Origin of the sequence: Xanthomonas sp. 3058, assembly GCF_014199765.1 — a bacterium.
In the GTDB taxonomy this organism is placed as follows: domain Bacteria; phylum Pseudomonadota; class Gammaproteobacteria; order Xanthomonadales; family Xanthomonadaceae; genus Xanthomonas; species Xanthomonas campestris_B.
Map to the genome: position 1 here is coordinate 26,326 of NZ_JACHOF010000014.1, position 15,727 is coordinate 42,052.

Annotated in this window: 16 protein-coding genes; 11 read left to right on the forward strand and 5 right to left on the reverse strand. The window is 67.3% G+C overall.

Annotation, left to right across the window (positions count from 1 at the left end):
* Nucleotides 1-75: 75 nt before the first annotated feature.
* Genes GGR61_RS15620 through GGR61_RS15630 form a run of 3 tightly spaced genes read right to left on the reverse strand, consistent with a single transcriptional unit; the run spans nucleotide 76 to nucleotide 2,954 of the window.
* Nucleotides 76-1,059 (reverse strand): PDR/VanB family oxidoreductase, encoded by a 984-nt coding sequence (locus GGR61_RS15620; protein ID WP_184622508.1) that lies wholly within the window; start codon nucleotides 1,057-1,059, stop codon nucleotides 76-78.
* Nucleotides 1,052-1,855, reverse strand: coding sequence for a GntR family transcriptional regulator (locus GGR61_RS15625; RefSeq protein WP_184409557.1), 804 nt, complete (start codon nucleotides 1,853-1,855; stop codon nucleotides 1,052-1,054). Before GGR61_RS15625 ends, GGR61_RS15620 begins: the two co-directional genes overlap by 8 nt.
* A 22-nt stretch (nucleotides 1,856-1,877) precedes the next feature.
* The gene (locus GGR61_RS15630) at nucleotides 1,878-2,954 is read right to left on the reverse strand and encodes an aromatic ring-hydroxylating dioxygenase subunit alpha (protein WP_184622510.1); all 1,077 of its coding nucleotides are present in this window, start codon (nucleotides 2,952-2,954) and stop codon (nucleotides 1,878-1,880) included.
* Between the two features lie 254 nt (nucleotides 2,955-3,208).
* Between GGR61_RS15630 and GGR61_RS15635 the strand changes: the two genes are divergently transcribed.
* The 9 genes from GGR61_RS15635 to GGR61_RS15675 all read left to right on the forward strand — a co-directional run bounded on the left by GGR61_RS15635 (nucleotide 3,209) and on the right by GGR61_RS15675 (nucleotide 11,296).
* Nucleotides 3,209-4,072: a CoA transferase subunit A gene (locus tag GGR61_RS15635; protein ID WP_184622512.1), complete on the forward strand. Its 864-nt coding sequence runs from the start codon at nucleotides 3,209-3,211 to the stop codon at nucleotides 4,070-4,072.
* On the forward strand, nucleotides 4,069-4,857 hold the full coding sequence (locus GGR61_RS15640) for a CoA-transferase subunit beta (protein WP_184409560.1): 789 nt from the start codon (nucleotides 4,069-4,071) through the stop codon (nucleotides 4,855-4,857). Before GGR61_RS15635 ends, GGR61_RS15640 begins: the two co-directional genes overlap by 4 nt.
* A complete protein-coding gene (pcaF, locus tag GGR61_RS15645; RefSeq protein WP_184622514.1) occupies nucleotides 4,854-6,062 on the forward strand; it encodes a 3-oxoadipyl-CoA thiolase in 1,209 nt (402 codons plus the stop codon). Before GGR61_RS15640 ends, pcaF begins: the two co-directional genes overlap by 4 nt.
* 83 nt (nucleotides 6,063-6,145) lie before the next feature.
* Nucleotides 6,146-6,877, forward strand: coding sequence for a protocatechuate 3,4-dioxygenase subunit beta (pcaH, locus tag GGR61_RS15650; protein ID WP_184409562.1), 732 nt, complete (start codon nucleotides 6,146-6,148; stop codon nucleotides 6,875-6,877).
* 4 nt (nucleotides 6,878-6,881) lie between these two features.
* Nucleotides 6,882-7,445, forward strand: a complete 564-nt coding sequence (gene pcaG / locus GGR61_RS15655) for a protocatechuate 3,4-dioxygenase subunit alpha (RefSeq protein WP_184622516.1) — start codon at nucleotides 6,882-6,884, stop codon at nucleotides 7,443-7,445.
* A 253-nt stretch (nucleotides 7,446-7,698) separates the two neighbouring features.
* Nucleotides 7,699-9,081 carry a 3-carboxy-cis,cis-muconate cycloisomerase gene (locus tag GGR61_RS15660; RefSeq protein ID WP_184622519.1) on the forward strand — a complete coding sequence of 461 codons (1,383 nt, stop codon included), beginning with the start codon at nucleotides 7,699-7,701 and terminating at the stop codon, nucleotides 9,079-9,081.
* 10 nt (nucleotides 9,082-9,091) lie between these two features.
* Nucleotides 9,092-9,874, forward strand: coding sequence for a 3-oxoadipate enol-lactonase (gene pcaD / locus GGR61_RS15665; protein ID WP_184409565.1), 783 nt, complete (start codon nucleotides 9,092-9,094; stop codon nucleotides 9,872-9,874).
* Between the two features lie 26 nt (nucleotides 9,875-9,900).
* Nucleotides 9,901-10,287: a 4-carboxymuconolactone decarboxylase gene (gene pcaC, locus GGR61_RS15670; protein ID WP_184622521.1), complete on the forward strand. Its 387-nt coding sequence runs from the start codon at nucleotides 9,901-9,903 to the stop codon at nucleotides 10,285-10,287.
* Nucleotides 10,288-10,354: 67 nt separating this feature from the next.
* The gene (locus tag GGR61_RS15675) at nucleotides 10,355-11,296 is read left to right on the forward strand and encodes an alpha/beta fold hydrolase (protein WP_184622523.1); all 942 of its coding nucleotides are present in this window, start codon (nucleotides 10,355-10,357) and stop codon (nucleotides 11,294-11,296) included.
* Between the two features lie 216 nt (nucleotides 11,297-11,512).
* Here the strand turns inward: GGR61_RS15675 and GGR61_RS15680 are convergent, their stop codons facing one another.
* Entirely contained in the window at nucleotides 11,513-12,367 is an 855-nt protein-coding gene (locus GGR61_RS15680) for an IclR family transcriptional regulator C-terminal domain-containing protein (protein ID WP_184622599.1), read from the reverse strand.
* Nucleotides 12,368-12,513: 146 nt separating this feature from the next.
* Here GGR61_RS15680 and GGR61_RS15685 point away from each other — a divergent pair, with 146 nt between their 5' ends.
* Together GGR61_RS15685 and GGR61_RS15690 are read left to right on the forward strand one after the other, a co-directional pair.
* Complete coding sequence (locus GGR61_RS15685; protein WP_184622525.1) at nucleotides 12,514-13,374, forward strand: PA4780 family RIO1-like protein kinase; 861 nt, start codon at nucleotides 12,514-12,516, stop codon at nucleotides 13,372-13,374.
* Nucleotides 13,375-13,811: 437 nt separating this feature from the next.
* Complete coding sequence (locus tag GGR61_RS15690; RefSeq protein ID WP_184622527.1) at nucleotides 13,812-14,759, forward strand: alpha/beta hydrolase; 948 nt, start codon at nucleotides 13,812-13,814, stop codon at nucleotides 14,757-14,759.
* Between the two features lie 143 nt (nucleotides 14,760-14,902).
* Here GGR61_RS15690 and GGR61_RS15695 read toward each other — a convergent pair whose 3' ends face one another.
* Entirely contained in the window at nucleotides 14,903-15,613 is a 711-nt protein-coding gene (locus GGR61_RS15695) for a DUF2490 domain-containing protein (RefSeq protein ID WP_260288070.1), read from the reverse strand.
* Between the last annotated feature and the right edge of the window lie 114 nt (nucleotides 15,614-15,727).

Here is a 15,727-nt window from a genome sequence, read left to right on the forward strand (position 1 = left end):
GGCCGCTCATCGCGTGGCGACTTCAGCAGCACCGCGCCGGCCAGACAGCAAGCGCGGTGAGCAGGACGCGGCCGCTCAGCCCAGCTCGCCGCGGTAGCCGGTGTCGATGCTGATGCTGCCGCCCACCGCGCGCGACACGCACGCGCACAGTTTGCGATTCTCGCGGCGTTGTTCGTCGCTGAAGAACACATCGCGGTGATCGATATCGGCGGCGCTGTCGAGCACCTCCACCGCACACAGGCCGCATTCGCCACGACGGCATTCTGCAATCAGTTCGACCCCGGCATCGGCCAGCGCATCGAGCATCGATTCGTTTTCGGCCACCGGCACTTCCATGCCTAGCCCGGGCAGCTTGACCACGAACGCCTGCGCCGGCACCCGGCCGCTATTGCCGAAGGTTTCAAAGTGCAGCCGCGCGCGCGGCCGGCCGGCGGCATGCCAGTGCTGGCGCACCGCCTCCAGCATGCCCAGCGGGCCGCACACATAGACCTCGGCATTGGGCGAGAGCCGCGTCAGCTCGGCGGCAAGATCGGGTGGGCCGTCGGTGTCGTCGCAATGCAGCTGCAGGCGCGCGCCGAGCAGCGCTTCCAACTGGTCGGCGTAGGCCATCGCGCTGCGCGAGCGCCCGACATACAGCAGGCGAAACGCCTGGTGCCGCTGCGCAAGCCGCTGCGCCATGCCCAGGATCGGCGTGATGCCGATACCGCCGGCGATCAACAGGATTTCTTCGCCGCTCTCGTCCAGCGCAAAGTTGTTGCTGGGAGGCGACATGTCCACCACATCGCCCGGTTGCAGCGTCCACATATGCAGCGAGCCGCCACGGCTGTCCGGCATTTGCCGCACCGCGATCTGGTAATAACCGTCCGCACGCGGCTCGCCCACCAGCGAGTAAGAGCGCACATCGCTGCGGCCGTTCAACTGCAGGCGAAAATCCAGGTGGCTGCCCACCTCGAAGGAACGCGCTGCAGTGCCTGGGTCGAGCACGATTTCGCGCACGCCCTCGCAGGCGTCGGCAATGCTGACGACATGGGCGCGATGCCACTGGGTGTCTTTACGCATGGGGAACTCCAGGCAGAAGAGCGTGCCGGGCGGTGCCGGCGGTGGATGCATGGGCACGGCCGAGCAGGGCGCCGCCGCGCACCTTGGCAATGGCCGTGGGGGTTTGCAGGATGTGGCGCAGATTGCGATGGGCCAGACGGGCGTGCTCGCGCATCAGCGCTTCGGCGCGGCTACCCTGGCGCTGTGCGATGGCGGCAATCACTTCACGATGCTGGTCCTGGGCCACGGTCAGGATCACCTGCGCATCGGCAGCACTGGTCTGGGCCATGACCAGGCTGTTGGGCGAGGCGAATGGCAGCTGCAGCACGCGGGTGAGCTCGCGGCCGAGCACATCGCTGCCGGCCATCGCCACCAACAAGGCATGGAACAGCGCGTTGGCCTGGACATAGGCGGCGAAGTCGATGGCATCCTGCGGCGCGCCGACGATGCCATCGAGCGTCTCCAGCAGCTGATGCGCCTGGGCCAGCTGCGCGGCGCTCGCCCCGCGCTCGGCGGCCATGCGCGCAGCCAGGCCTTCGAGCGTGCCGCGCAGTTCGATGGCGTCGTGCACGTCGTGCTCGCTGAAGGCCTGCACCGCGTAGCCGCCGCCCGGCAAGGCGCTGGCCAGGCCTTCTTCGCACAGGCGCTGCAATGCGGCCCGTACCGGCGTGCGCGACATGCCCAGCCGCTGCACGACCGCCACTTCGGACAATCGCGCGCCGGCGGGCAGGGTGCCGTCGAGGATCAGCTCGCGCAGCGAGAGCAGCGCGCGCGTGGTCTGCGCCGCGCTGCTGTGGAACGGTGTGGTCGGTGGCATCGGGGTCTCCTGCGCGCTGCGCTCAACCCACCATGCGCAGCGACAGATCCTGCGCGCGCTGTTCGTGCGCGATCAGGCGATCGATCACCCGCCGCGCCCACATGCCGCCGGCGTCGACGTTGAGGTTGTAGAAGGTGTGATCCGGATGCGCGTCGATGGCACGTTGCTGCGCTTCCAGGACCGCCTCGTCCTCGCCGAACACACCGGTGACGCCGGCGCGCGTGAGCGTGGTCAACGACTGATCGTGCAGCGCGTAGTTGCGCATGAACGCCCAGAAATAATGGCAGGTGGTATCGGTCTCCGGCGTAATCGTGTTGAGCACGTAACCGTTGACGCCCTGGCTGCGGTCGCCCTCCGGTGCGCCGGTGCCGGCGATGGCCACACCGACGTCGATGGCGATGGTGCCGGGCGCTTCGAAGCGGATGATCTGCCAGCGGTCGACCTTGCCGTGGTAATCCAGATGCCGCGCGATCTGGCCGGCCCAGAACGGCGGCGCATCGATATTGCGCATCCAGCGCGATACCACCACCGAGCGGTCGCCATGCACCACATCGAACGGCGCCTCGGCGATTTCGTCCTGGCCGATGCTCGAACCATGCACGAAGGTCTCGTGGGTCAGGTCCATCAGGTTGTCCAGCACCAGCCGGTAGTCGCACTTGGCGTAGATGGTGCGGCCATCGCCGGCCCAGGCCGGGTCGTGCGCCCAATGCAGGTCGGGGATCAACGCGGTGTCGGCCTTGGCCGGATCGCCCGGCCAGAGCCACACATAGCGGTGCTTCTCGGCCACCGGAAAACTGCGCACGCATGCCGAGGGGTTGATGGTTTCCTGCGAGGGCATGTGCACGCAGCGGCCCTGGGTGTTGTAGACCAGGCCGTGATAGCCGCACACCACATCGTCGCCGCGCAGCTTGCCCATCGACAGCGGCACCAGCCGGTGCCAGCAGGCGTCTTCCAGTGCGACCACCGCGCCGGCCGTGGTGCGGTAGACCACCACTTCGAGGTTGCAGACCTTGCGCGGCGTCAGGGCGTGCTTGACTTCGTGGTCCCAGGCGACGGCATACCACGCGTTGAGGGGAAACAGCGGCTTGGACTGGGACATGACCGTGACTCCTGGGGTTTTGTATACAACCTGGGGTGCGAATCGACGCACTGCGCCGGCTTGCAGCCAGTTGACGGGCATGCCAGCGCTGGCGTCTGCTTGCGAGCGAAGTTATGTATACACCGGAGACAATGTTGACGCATGACTGTGCGGCGAAAGTTGTGCGATTATCGAATTCAATTTCCGATAATCGTATTGACCAGGCTGTTCAGCCGGCCCTACCGTGGCTGCACGTTCGCAGTGGTGTCTTGCTCATGGCCGAAATCGTTTCCTTGTCAGATGCGGTGTCCCACCTGATCGCCGACGGTGATTGCGTGGCGATGGAAGGCTTCACCCATCTGATCCCGCATGCGGCCGGTCATGAGGTGATCCGCCAACGCAAGCGCGACCTGCGCCTGGTGCGCATGACCCCGGACCTGATCTACGACCAACTGATCGGTGCCGGTTGCGCGGCGGCGTTGCGGTTTTCGTGGGGCGGCAACCCGGGGGTCGGCTCGCTGCACCGGCTGCGCGAGGCGGTGGAACACGCCTGGCCGCAGCCGTTGCAGATCCGCGAACACAGCCATGCCGACATGGCAAACGCGTATGTGGCCGGCGCCTCCGGGCTGCCGTTTGCGGTGTTGCGTGGTTATGTTGGCTCGGACCTGCCGCGCGTCAACGACAGCATCAAGTTCCTGCAATGCCCCTACACCGGCGAGACGCTGGCCACCACGCCGGCGGTGAACCCCGATGTCACCGTGATCCACGCACAACAGGCCGACCGCCGCGGCAACGTATTGCTGTGGGGCATTCTTGGCGTACAGAAAGAGGCGGCACTGGCCGCGCGCAAGGTGATCGTGACGGTGGAAGAGATCGTCGACACGCTCGATGCCCCACCCAATGCCTGCATCCTGCCGCGTTGGGTGGTCGATGCGGTGTGCCATGTGCCTGGCGGTGCCGCGCCGTCGTATGCGCACGGCTACTACACCCGCGACAACCGGTTTTATCTGGCCTGGGACGCGATCGCACGCGACCGCGCGCGGTTCCAGGCATGGATCCAGACGCATATTCTGGACACCGACGACTTCGCCGCATTCGTGCGCGTCTATGCGCAATCGCAGCAGCAGGTAGCCGCATGAGCACGTATAGCACCAACGAAATGATGACCGTGGCCGCCGCGCGCCGCCTGCCCGATGAAGCGGTGTGTTTCGTCGGCATCGGCCTGCCGTCCACCGCGGCCAATCTGGCCCGGCTCACGCATGCGCCGGATGCCACCCTGATCTACGAATCCGGCCCGATCGGCGCACGCCCGGACGTGCTGCCGCTATCGATCGGCGACGGCGAGCTGGCCGAGACTGCCGACACCGTGGTCTCCACGCCGGAGATCTTTCGCTACTGGTTGCAAGGCGGCCGGGTGGATGTGGGCTTCCTGGGCGCGGCGCAGATCGATCGCCACGCCAACCTCAACACCACCGTGATCGGCGACTACGCAGCGCCGAAGACGCGGTTGCCCGGCGCCGGTGGCGCGCCGGAAATCGCCGCCAGCGCCAAGCAGGTGTTCATCATCATGCGGCAGTCCAGGCGCAGCTTCGTGCCGGTGCTGGACTTCATCACCACGGTCGGGCATCTGGGCGGTGGCGATGCGCGCGCGCGTGCCGGCCTGCCCGGCGCCGGCCCCACCGTGGTGGTCACCGACCTGTGCGTGATGGAGCCCGATGCGGTCACCCGCGAACTCACCGTCACTTCGCTGCACCCGGGCATCAGCCGCGAGCAGGTGAGTGCGGCAACCGGCTGGCCGATCCGCTTTGCCGACGAGCTTGCGCAAACCGCACCGCCCAGCACCACCGAACTGCAGGCATTGCGCGCGCTGCAGGCACGCACCGACGCCGCGCACGGCACCCAAGCGGCGGGAGCGGAGGCATGAGCGAGGTGTATCTGATCGACGGCATCCGCACACCGATCGGTCGGTATGGCGGTGCGCTGTCCAGCGTGCGTGCCGACGACCTGGGCGCGGTGCCGATCGCCGCGTTGCTGGCCCGTCATCCGCAGCTGGACCCGGCCGCCATCGACGATGTGTATCTGGGCTGCGCCAACCAGGCCGGCGAAGACAACCGCAATGTCGCGCGCATGAGCCTGTTGCTGGCGGGCCTGCCGAGTTCGGTGCCGGGCAGCACGCTCAATCGCCTGTGCGGTTCCGGGCTGGATGCGATCGGCACGGTGGCGCGCGGCATCCGCGCCGAGGAACTGGGGCTGGCGATTGCCGGCGGTGTCGAATCGATGTCGCGCGCGCCGTGGGTGATGGGCAAGGCCGAGAGCGCCTTCGCACGCACCCAGCAACTGGAAGACACCACCATGGGCTGGCGCTTCATCAACCCACGTCTGCAGGAGGCCTATGGCACCGAGTTGATGGGCGAAACCGCCGAAAACGTTGCCCAGCGCCATGCCATCGCGCGCGAGGATCAGGACGCCTTCGCACTGCGCAGCCAGCAGCGCTTGGCCGCCGCCCAGGCCGCCGGGTTCTTCGATGCGGAAATCACTTCGGTGCCGGTGGCTGCACGCAAGGGCGGCGATGCCGTCACCGTCGAATACGACGAAGCCCCGCGCCCGAACACCACCGCCGAGATGCTGGCCAAACTCAAGCCGGTCTTCCGCCAGCCCGGCAGCGTGACTGCCGGTAACGCGTCCGGTATCAACGATGGTGCCGCCGCGTTGTTGCTGGCCTCCGCGCAGGCCGTGCAGACGCATCGGCTGACCCCGCGCGCACGCGTGCTGGGGTTTGCGTCGGCAGGTCTCGAGCCGGCCTACATGGGCATGGGCCCGGTACCGGCCACGCAGCGTCTGTTGGCACGTCTGAACCTGCGCATCGAACAGTTCGATGCGATCGAGCTCAACGAAGCCTTCGCCGCGCAGGCGTTGGCGTGCACGCGCGCATTCGGGTTGCCCGACGATGCCGCGCACGTCAATGCCAACGGCGGCGCCATTGCGCTCGGACATCCGCTGGGCATGAGCGGCGCGCGGCTGGCGCTCACCTTGCTGCGACAGCTGGAAGCCAGCAACGGCCGGTTCGGGCTGGCCAGCATGTGCGTCGGGGTGGGGCAGGGCGTGGCACTGGCGATCGAGCGCGTGTAAGCCTGCCCGCTGCAACCACTGCGCCGCCAACGCACACCTACATTGCTTGACCATGCCGCAGTGCGGCGCAGGGAGATCTCACGATGCGCGATGCCCCCGTTGATCCGTCACTTGCAGACCCGCTGCTCGGCTATCGCCGTACCCGGCCCGGCACGCAGCCGGCCTATCTGCATCCGGCCTATGCCTCCACCGCTTTGCGCGGCCCCACGCGCGCGCCCATCGACATCCCGGCCACGCTGTCGGAAGTCACCGGCCCGCGCCTGGATCGGCTCACCCTGGGCGAGCATGCTGCCGACCTCACTGCCGGCTTCAGTGGCGAACCATTGGGCGAGCGCATCATCGTCTCCGGCCGCGTGCTCGACGAAAACGGCAAGCCGGTGCGCAACAGCGTGGTGGAAGTGTGGCAATGCAATGCCGCCGGCCGTTACCAGCACGAAGGCGATCGCCACGACGCACCGCTGGACCCCAACTTCCGCGGCACCGGCCAGGTGCTCACCGATGCGCATGGCCGCTACGTCTTCAAGACCATCAAGCCGGGCGCGTATCCGTGGCGCAATCACTACAACGCCTGGCGGCCGGCGCATATCCATTTTTCGCTGCATGGCGATGGCATCGGGCAACGCTTGATCACCCAGATGTATTTCCCGGGCGACCCGCTGCTGGCGCACGACCCCATCTACAACTGCGTCGACGACGCGCTGGCGCGCGAGCGCATGGTCTCCAGTTTCGATTGGGAAAACGCCATCAGCGAATACGCGCTGGCCTACCGCTTCGACATCGTGCTGCGCGGTCGCAAGCAAACGGTCTGGGAGTGAATCGATGAGCCTGCACGCAACCCCCTCGCAAACGGTCGGCCCGTATTACCGGCTCGGGCTGGAACCGCTGTATCGCGACCGACTCGCGCCAGCGCAGGCCTCCGGCACGCACGTGCAGATCAGCGGCTGCGTCTTCGATGGTGCCGGCGTCCCGGTGGCCGACGCGGTGCTGGAACTATGGCAAGCCGATGCCGCCGGTATCTACGCGCATGGCGCCGATGCCCGTCACCAGGCGCACGACGCCAGTTTCGATGGCTGGGGGCGGGTGCCGACCGATGCGCAGGGGCGTTTTTGCTTCAGCACGGTCAAGCCGGGTGCCGTCGCCGGGCCGGAGGGCAGGGCGCAGGCCGCGCATTTGAGCGTGCTGGTGTTCATGCGCGGGCTGTTGCGCGGCGCATCGACGCGCCTGTACTTCGCCGATGACCCGCAGCTGGGCAGCGACCCGATCTTGGCGCTGGTGCCGGCCGAGCGCCGCGCCACCTTGTTGGCCCAGCCGGTGGGCAATGGCGCCTATGCATGGGATATCCACATGCAGGGCGAGATGGAGACCGTGTTCTTCCGGTATTGACCCGCAAATCGTCGCCAGCGCTGCGCGCAGCCGGTGTTGCCATGCGCGCCGTGCGGCTGACCATGCGGCATGCACCGCCAGCCCGCCATGCACAGCAGTCGATCACGATGACAGCCCGCAAGCGCGCACTGCGGTGCCCAGGGCGCGGATGCACCCAGGCGAGCCTTCCGCCCCCTGCGCCGGCCGCGGCCGCGCTGCGGTGCACCGCGCGCATTGCCCTAACGTCTAGTTGGCACTCCCGTGCTTCGGTACCATGCTGCCGGCACGCCAAGAGATACGATGCATGAGTGCGACGTCGTTGTTGTTGGGATCCTTGTTTGGCGAGCCTGCGTGCGACGCATTGTTCAATGATGCGGCGCGTGTGCAGGCCATGCTGCACTTCGAATCCGCGCTTGCCCGCGCGCAGGCGCAGTGCGGTGTCATTCCTGCCGCGGCTGCCGCAGCGATTGCAGCGGCCTGCCAGGTGCAGCACTACGACATGGCCGCCATGGCGCAGGCCACCGCGCTCGCCGGTAACCCCGCCATTCCGCTGGTCAAGGCGCTGACCGCGCGCGTCGCCGCGCACGATGCTGCAGCCGCGCGCTGGGTGCATTGGGGCGCCACCAGCCAGGACGTCATCGATACCGGCAGCGTGCTGCAACTGCGCGCCGCCCTCGATCTGCTGTTGCCGCGTCTGCAGCAGTTGTGCGACACCTTGGCTGGGTTGGCCGCACGCGAGCGCGACACCGGCCTGCCCGGGCGCACCTTGTTGCAACAGGCGGTGCCGGTGACCTTCGGGCTCAAGGTGGCCGGCTGGCTGGATGCCTTGCAGCGCGCGCATCGGCGCCTGCACGCGTTGCGGCACGATGGGCTGGTGCTGCAGTTCGGTGGCGCGGCCGGCACCTTGGCTTCCTTGCAGGAGCGCGGCCTGGACGTGGCCCAGGCGTTGGCGACAACCTTGGCACTGCCCCTGCCTGCGTTGCCCTGGCATGCCGCGCGCGACCGCATCGTCGAGGTCGGCTGCGCGTTCGGCCTGCTTGCCGGCACGCTGGGCAAGATCGGCGGCGATGTGGTGCTGCTGATGCAATCGGAGGTCGCTGAGGCATTCGAGCCCGCGGCGGCCGGCAAGGGCGGCTCGTCGGCGATGCCGCACAAGCGCAATCCGGTTGCCAGCGTGGCGGCCGTGGCCGCGGCCACCCGCGTGCCCGGGCTGATCGCCACCTTGTTCAGCGCGATGGCGCAGCCGCATGAGCGTGCCGCCGGGCAATGGCATGCCGAATGGGACACCTTGCCGCAGATCGTGTCCCTGACCGCCGGCAGCCTGGCGCAGATGCAGGCCTGCCTGGCCGAGCTGGAACTGGACCGCACGCGCATGCGCCACCATCTGGACAGCCATGGCGGCGTGCTCTACGCCGAGGCGGTGGTGTTCGCGCTGGCCCCGCAGCTGGGCAAACCGCAGGCGCACGCGCTGGTCGAACAGGCGGTGGCACGTGCGCAGGCGCAGCAGCGGCATCTGCGTGAGGTGCTGGCCGAGGATGCCCAGGTGAGCGCGGTACTCACGCACGCGCAACTGCAGGCGGTGTTCGATAGCGACAGCTGGCGCGGCATGTCCTCGGTCTGGATCGATCGCGTACTGGCCGCCTCCTCCTTCCGTTGACGGTGCTTCGATGGCTTATCTGCAATTGCCCACGCATCGCCTGCATTACCGTGTGGATGGCACCGACGGGCGGCCCTGGCTGACCTTCTGCAATTCGCTCGGCACCGACCTGCATATGTGGGACGTGCAGATCGAAGCCTTCGCCCCGCATTACCGCATCCTGCGCTACGACCGCCGCGGCCATGGCTATTCGGACTCGCCGCCCGGCCCGTACAGCGTGGCCGACCTGGGGCAGGACGTGCTGGCACTGTGGGATGCCTTGCAGATCGAGCGTAGCGATTTCTGCGGGCTGTCGATCGGCGGGCTCACCGGGCAGTGGCTGGGGCTGCATGCCGCGCAACGGCTACGTCGGCTGGTGGTGTGCGCCACCGCGAAGAAGATCGGCAGCACCGCTACCTGGGAGACCCGGATCGAGCAGGTGCGCAGCGAAGGCCTGCCGATGCTGATCGATGCCACGCTGCAACGCTGGTTTACGCCGGAATTTGCCATCAGCCACGCGCAGCGCCTGGACATGATCGCCGCCGCCTTCGTCTCCACCTCGCCGGACGGGTATATCGCCTGCTGCCAGGCGGTGGCCGAGGCGGATTTCCGTGGCGCGCTGGATGGGCTGAACCTGCCGCTGCTGGCCCTGGCCGGCGACGACGACCCGGTGTGCCCGCCGTCGAACCTGCGCGAGATCGCCTACGCCGCGCCCGACGGTCATTACGCCCAGGTACCGGGCCGCCATATCTGCAATCTGGAATCGCCTGCCGCGTTCAACGACGCGGTGCTGGGATTCCTGCAAGCCGACTGATCTTTCCCGCAGGACGAGGACGCCCCATGCACGAAGACGAACGCTATCAAGCCGGCCTGCGCGAACGCCGCCGCGTGCTGGGCGATGCGCATGTGGAGCGCTCGCTGGCCGCGCGCACCGAGCTCACCACCGACTTCCAGGACCTGATCACCCGCTATGCCTGGGGCACCATCTGGACCCGCGACGGCCTGCCTGCGCATACCCGCTCGTTGATCACCTTGTCGATGATGGTCGCGCTTGGCCACGACGAAGAATTCAAGCTGCATGTGCGCGCCGCGCGCAACAACGGCGTCACCCCCGAGCAGATCAAGGAAGTGCTGCTGCAGGCGGCGATCTACTGCGGCGTTCCGGCGGCCAACCACGCCTTTGCGCTGGCCAAACCGATTCTGGAAGAACAGGCTGCCGAGACCTGATCCGGCCCGCATCCTCGCTTTCGCGTCTGCCTGCCCTGCCAGGCAGCGTGCCCAGTCCACCGCGCCCATGACGAGATGCCGCGTGACGTTCCGACCCGCCTGCCTGCTCCTGCTGATGGTGTTCTCGCTGGCCGTCGGCGCGCAACCGCAGTCCGGGCCAGGCACCCAGCTGGCACAGGTGCGCGCCGACGATGGCCAGACACTGGCGGTGTGGTCGCGCGTGTCGGCCCAGCCGCGTGGAACGGTGCTGCTGGTACATGGCCGCACCTGGAGTTCGCTGCCCAACTTCGATCTGCAGGTGCCGGGCGAAGCGGCCGACGCGCGCTCGGTGCTGGCCGCCTTCGCACGGGCCGGGCTCGCCGCCTACGCGGTGGACCTGCGCGGCTACGGCGGCAGTGCGCGCGATCGCAGCGGGTGGAACACGCCCGCCCGCGCAGTGCGCGATGTCGCGCAGGTGCTGGCCTGGGTCGCCCGGCAACATCCGGGCCTGCCGCCGCCCGCCTTGATCGGCTATTCCAACGGTGCGCGGGTGGCGCTGCTGATCGGCCAGCAACAGCCGCAGGCGGTGTCCGCGCTGGTGCTGTATGGCTTCCCCGACGATGTCGACGCGCCGCCCACCGACGCGCCAACCCCGGCCCAGCCCTTGCGCGCGCGCACCACCATCGCGGCGGCAGGCGAGGATTTCATCACTGCCAACGCCGCGCCCGCGGGCGTGCGCGCGGCCTACCAGGCGCAGGCGGTGGCCGCCGACCCGGTGCGCACGGACTGGCGCGCGATGGAGCAGTTCGCGTTCCAGCCCGAACAGGTCACGACGCTGCCGGTGCTGCTGCTGCGGGGCGTCGACGATCCAATCGCCACGCAGGCGGACAACGCGCATCTGTTTGCACGCCTGCACAGCGAAGACCGCAGTTGGGTCACACTGCCGCGCGCCGATCATGTGGCGCATGTGGAGGACACACACGCCGCCTGGGTGGAGACGGTGGTGGGCTTCCTGCGTCGGCCGCGTTGAGCCCTGAGGCGGCCGACGCAAAAAGCTGCAGGAGCTGCAGGAGCACGCGACCAACGCGTTGCTGGCTGCATGCGAAGCAGTGACATGCGGCGATGCGCGGGTCGCAGCTAACGCGTGTGTGCGGGACCCGGCCACGCGCCGCCCGAGGATCTCGGTCGCTTCACTCAGGAGCGAGGCTGTTCCATCAGCTCCACCACCCAGGACGCGCCGCAGGTGCTAACTCAGCAACGCGCCCAGGCGCTGCGCCGCCAGCTTCAATGGCTCCAGTAACTGCGTCTGCATGGTCTGCAGGCTGACGCGTCCGGCCTGCGCACCGATGTTGAGCGCGGCAATCACCTCGCCACGCAGGTTGCGCACCGGCACCGCGATCGAGCGCAGGCCGATTTCCAGCTCCTGATCGGTCAGGCACATGCCTTCGCGGCGCGCGCGCGCCAGGATTTCCAGCAGCGCCGAGGCCTGGGTCACCGTGCGGTCGGTGCGCGGGCGCAGCGTGGTGCGCTCCAGATAGGCCTGCAAGGTGTCGGCGGGCAGGGCGGCCAGCAAGACCCGGCCCATCGAGGTGCAATACGCCGGCAGCCGCGTGCCCGGGCGCAGCCCGATCGACATGATCCGCACCGTCTCCGCGCGCGCCACGTACAGCAGGTCGTCGCCGTCCAGCACGCCCAGCGAGCAGGATTCGTGCAGTTGGTCGCGCAGCCCGTCCAGCACCGGCTGCGCCGCCGCGGTGGTCGCCGAAGACGCCGCATACGCGCCGCCGATCCCCAGCACGCGCGGCAACAGCACATAGCCACGGCCCTGCTCGCCGACATAGCCCAGCTTGGTGAGCGTGTGCAGCACCCGCCGCACCGCCGCGCGCGAGATGCCGGTTTCCAGGCTGATCTGCGACATCGTCACCTCGCGCGCGTGCTGGGCGAACACGCTCAGCACCACCAGACCGCGGCCCAGCGAGGTCATGAAGTCCGGGTCGCCCTGGGCGGCGGCAATCTGCCGCATCAACTCATGCGGCAGGCCGCGCTCGCTCCCGGTCGCGGCGACGGGACGTTTGCGGCGGCTGGCGGTGGGCTCGGGCATCGGATCGCGCATCAGGCAGGTCCATGCATGGTAAGCGCTCGCGCCAATGCCTGCCTCCGGTCCCACTGTGGGCATCGCATGTAAGCACTTCATCCTGCTTGCCGCATAATCGCTGCTGACTTGTTTCGGATCGGTCCCCCTCGTCCATGAAAACCCCCAAGGGCCTGCAGCCGCTGATCGACGACGGTGTCATCGACGAAGTGTTGCGACCACTGAAGAGCGGCAAGGAAGCCTCCGTCTACGTTGTCAGCGCCGGCGAGGACATCCTGTGCGCCAAGGTCTACAAGGACATGGCGCAACGCAGCTTCCAGGCACGCGTGCAATATCAGGAAGGCCGCAAGGTACGCGGCAGCCGCCAGGCGCGCGCGATGGGCAAGGCCACCAAGTTCGGTCGTCGCGAAGCCGAGACCGCATGGAAGAACACCGAAGCCGACGCGCTCTACCAGCTGGTGGATGCCGGCGTGCACGTGCCCAAGCCGCGCGGCTATTTTCATGGCGTGCTGCTGATGGATCTGGTCACCGACGAAGCCGGCCACAGCGCACCGCGCCTGGGCGAGGTGGAGCTTGAACCCGAGCAGGCACGCGCATTCCACATCAGCCTGATCGGCGATGTGGTCAAGATGCTGTCGCTGGGCCTGGTGCACGGCGATCTATCCGAATACAACGTGCTGGTCTCGCCCGAGGGTCCGGTAGTGATCGATTTCCCGCAGGTGGTCAGCGCCGCCGGCAACAATGCCGCGCGCGACATGCTGTTGCGCGATGTGCACAACCTGCGCGACTGCCTGGGCCGCTTCGCTCCGGATCTGCTGGACACCCACTACGGCGAAGAAATGTGGGCGCTGTTCGAAAAGGGCGAGTTGCGCCCGGACAGCGCGCTCACCGGCCGCTTCAAGTTCGACACCAAGCGCGCCGACGTGCGCGCCATCCGCGCCTCGATCGAAGACGCGCGGCAGGAAAACCTCATTCGCCAGCAAGGCCGCGAAGCCGCCGCCGAAGACGACGACTGAGCGCTGCCTGCGTTGCAGCCCCGCGTTGCCAGTGCGGCGGGCGGGTGTTGGACGCGGCCCGGTCAGCCTCGGCCCAGCCGCGACCATGGCGTTGCAGACGCACGCTACCCAGGCGATGTCAGCGTGGCAGCACTGAGAAACTTATCGTCGTGAAAGGTGCGGCGCCGGTCATCCCGCACTGCCTGCAGGTGTCATGCCTGCCCAGGCGCCGCGCAGTTGCGCATGCGCGCGATGCAACGCAGCAATCGGTATCGCTGCGGGTCGCTCGCAGCTGAGCAAGATCGCGCGCGTGGCAGACCAAAGCCCTTGTGTATCAAGCTAATACTGGTGCGCCCACACGGTTGGCCGTCATCCGGCCAGATCGTTACTCAAATTAATTGTTATCAAGAATAAGTATCAGGCAGACTCGGTTGTCGTTTCCTACCAACGAGACCGCCATGTTCGATCCCGACGTCGTTCGCTTGTTCACCGTGATACAGCAGGCCGCCCAGCCGCCGATGGAAACGCTGCCGCTGGCAGAGGCGCGCGCAATGATGCGTGGCATGGGTGCGCAACTTGGCTTTCCGGTGCTGGAGATGGCGCAGGTGCGCGCCATCGATGCCGATACCGCTGTCGGCAACGTGCCGCTGCGGCTCTATCGTCCGCCGGGGTTGAGCGATGGTCCCGTGCCCACCTGCCTGTTCGTGCACGGTGGTGGTGGCGTGGTGGGCGATCTGGACTCGCATGACGATGTGTGCCGGCAACTCGCCGCACGGGCCGGTTGCCAGGTGCTGGCCGTCGATTACCGGCTCGCTCCGGAGCACCCTGCGCCGGCCGGGGTGGAGGACGTCATCGCCACGCTGCAATGGCTGGCCGCGCATCCCGGGCAGGTGGGCGCCGATCCGCAGCGCCTGGCGGTGGCCGGCGACAGCATCGGCGGTGCGATGGCTGCCGTGGCTGCCATCGCCGCGCGCGATGCCGGCATTGCGCTGCGCTGTCAGCTGTTGCTGTACCCGCTGACAGACACGCGCGAAGACAGCGGCGAGTATCCGTCCCGCACGACCAATGCCGACATCCCGCCGCTGACGCGGCAGGCCACGCAGTTCTTCAACCAGCATTTCATCAAGGACCCGGCCATCACCCTGGACTGGCGCGTCTCGCCGTTGCTGGCGCCGGATCTGAGCGGCGTTGCGCCGGCACTGATCGTGCTGGCCGAGCGGGACATGCTGCACGACGAAGGCCTGCGCTATGCCGAGCGCCTGCGCGCAGCCGGCGTCGAGGTCAGCGTGCACACCTTCCCCGGCATGGTGCACGGCTTCATCCAGATGGGCAGCATCATCCAGGCCGCCGACAAGGCCGTGGACATGTGTGCCGAAACGCTACGACAGCGGCTGTTGCCGGTCTGATCCGGCGTGTTGCCGACATGTCGGCAACACCTCAGCGTCATGGCGCGCAGGGTGCAGGTGCACCTACACGCGACGCAGATGCAATCGCGCTGGCACAACGCCCGCGCGATCCGGCATTCGGTGCCGGTGCGCTACTTGCGCGTTTAGAAATTGAAGCGGAACGTCGTCATCAAAACGTGGTTTTCGCGGTCCACTGCGCGCGTATTGACGAACTGGTTGAGATAACCAACGTCCATATTGGAGATGACGTTGAATTTCCAGTTGATGCCGACGAAGACGCGATTCTGATCGATGCCGCGGCGCGCGCCCCATGTGGTCTGATCGAGATTGACGAATAGCTCGTTGAAAAGCACCCAGGACAGTTGCGGACTGAATCCACTCGGGCGGGTGGCGCGGATCATCTGCCGCACACGGTAGCCTTCATCGCTGAAGTCTTCGCGGTGGCGCTGTTCCAGGCGGGTACGGCTGGTGATGCTGACCCCGGCGATCGGATCGAACTGATACTGAAACTGTCCCCACCAGCGATTTTCGCGGCTGGACGGCTGGCCTGCCGGATGGCTGATGATGGTGTCATAGCCCATCCAGACGCTGGCCTTGGGGTTGAGCCGGTAAAACACTGCGGGGCGCAGGATCAATTGATCGAACTGCTCGCCTTCCTCGCGCCAGCGCGGGTGAATATCCATGCTCCAGTACAGGTTTTCGACCGGCAGCTTGCCCTGGGCATAGATACTCAACCAATACCGGCCATCTTCTTCAGTCGTGGCGTGAGCTGTGGAGATGCTTCCCAGCAGTAAAAACAGAACAGGACCGGCGATGCGAAACGTTGCGGTCCGTAGCGTGCCGAATGCGTTCATTTAGTCGAATGTGTCGTCGTTGACAAATCATAGCAACATCTTTTCTGTTTGCATCGACCGTCTGGTCGACCCATCGCGCCTCTGTTCGCCTGCAGCTTCGCTAATCGGGATGTG

Excerpts from the sequence above, each read along its gene's own strand:
- GGR61_RS15620 (WP_184622508.1), bottom strand. The coding sequence starts at position 1,059 with ATGCGTAAAGACACCCAGTGGCATCGCGCCCATGTCGTCAGCATTGCC.
- GGR61_RS15625 (WP_184409557.1), bottom strand. The coding sequence starts at position 1,855 with ATGCCACCGACCACACCGTTCCACAGCAGCGCGGCGCAGACCACGCGC.
- GGR61_RS15630 (WP_184622510.1), bottom strand. The coding sequence starts at position 2,954 with ATGTCCCAGTCCAAGCCGCTGTTTCCCCTCAACGCGTGGTATGCCGTC.
- GGR61_RS15635 (WP_184622512.1), top strand. The coding sequence starts at position 3,209 with ATGGCCGAAATCGTTTCCTTGTCAGATGCGGTGTCCCACCTGATCGCC.
- GGR61_RS15640 (WP_184409560.1), top strand. The coding sequence starts at position 4,069 with ATGAGCACGTATAGCACCAACGAAATGATGACCGTGGCCGCCGCGCGC.
- pcaF (WP_184622514.1), top strand. The coding sequence starts at position 4,854 with ATGAGCGAGGTGTATCTGATCGACGGCATCCGCACACCGATCGGTCGG.
- pcaH (WP_184409562.1), top strand. The coding sequence starts at position 6,146 with ATGCGCGATGCCCCCGTTGATCCGTCACTTGCAGACCCGCTGCTCGGC.
- pcaG (WP_184622516.1), top strand. The coding sequence starts at position 6,882 with ATGAGCCTGCACGCAACCCCCTCGCAAACGGTCGGCCCGTATTACCGG.
- GGR61_RS15660 (WP_184622519.1), top strand. The coding sequence starts at position 7,699 with ATGCTGCCGGCACGCCAAGAGATACGATGCATGAGTGCGACGTCGTTG.
- pcaD (WP_184409565.1), top strand. The coding sequence starts at position 9,092 with ATGGCTTATCTGCAATTGCCCACGCATCGCCTGCATTACCGTGTGGAT.
- pcaC (WP_184622521.1), top strand. The coding sequence starts at position 9,901 with ATGCACGAAGACGAACGCTATCAAGCCGGCCTGCGCGAACGCCGCCGC.
- GGR61_RS15675 (WP_184622523.1), top strand. The coding sequence starts at position 10,355 with ATGACGAGATGCCGCGTGACGTTCCGACCCGCCTGCCTGCTCCTGCTG.
- GGR61_RS15680 (WP_184622599.1), bottom strand. The coding sequence starts at position 12,367 with ATGCCCGAGCCCACCGCCAGCCGCCGCAAACGTCCCGTCGCCGCGACC.
- GGR61_RS15685 (WP_184622525.1), top strand. The coding sequence starts at position 12,514 with ATGAAAACCCCCAAGGGCCTGCAGCCGCTGATCGACGACGGTGTCATC.
- GGR61_RS15690 (WP_184622527.1), top strand. The coding sequence starts at position 13,812 with ATGTTCGATCCCGACGTCGTTCGCTTGTTCACCGTGATACAGCAGGCC.
- GGR61_RS15695 (WP_260288070.1), bottom strand. The coding sequence starts at position 15,613 with ATGAACGCATTCGGCACGCTACGGACCGCAACGTTTCGCATCGCCGGT.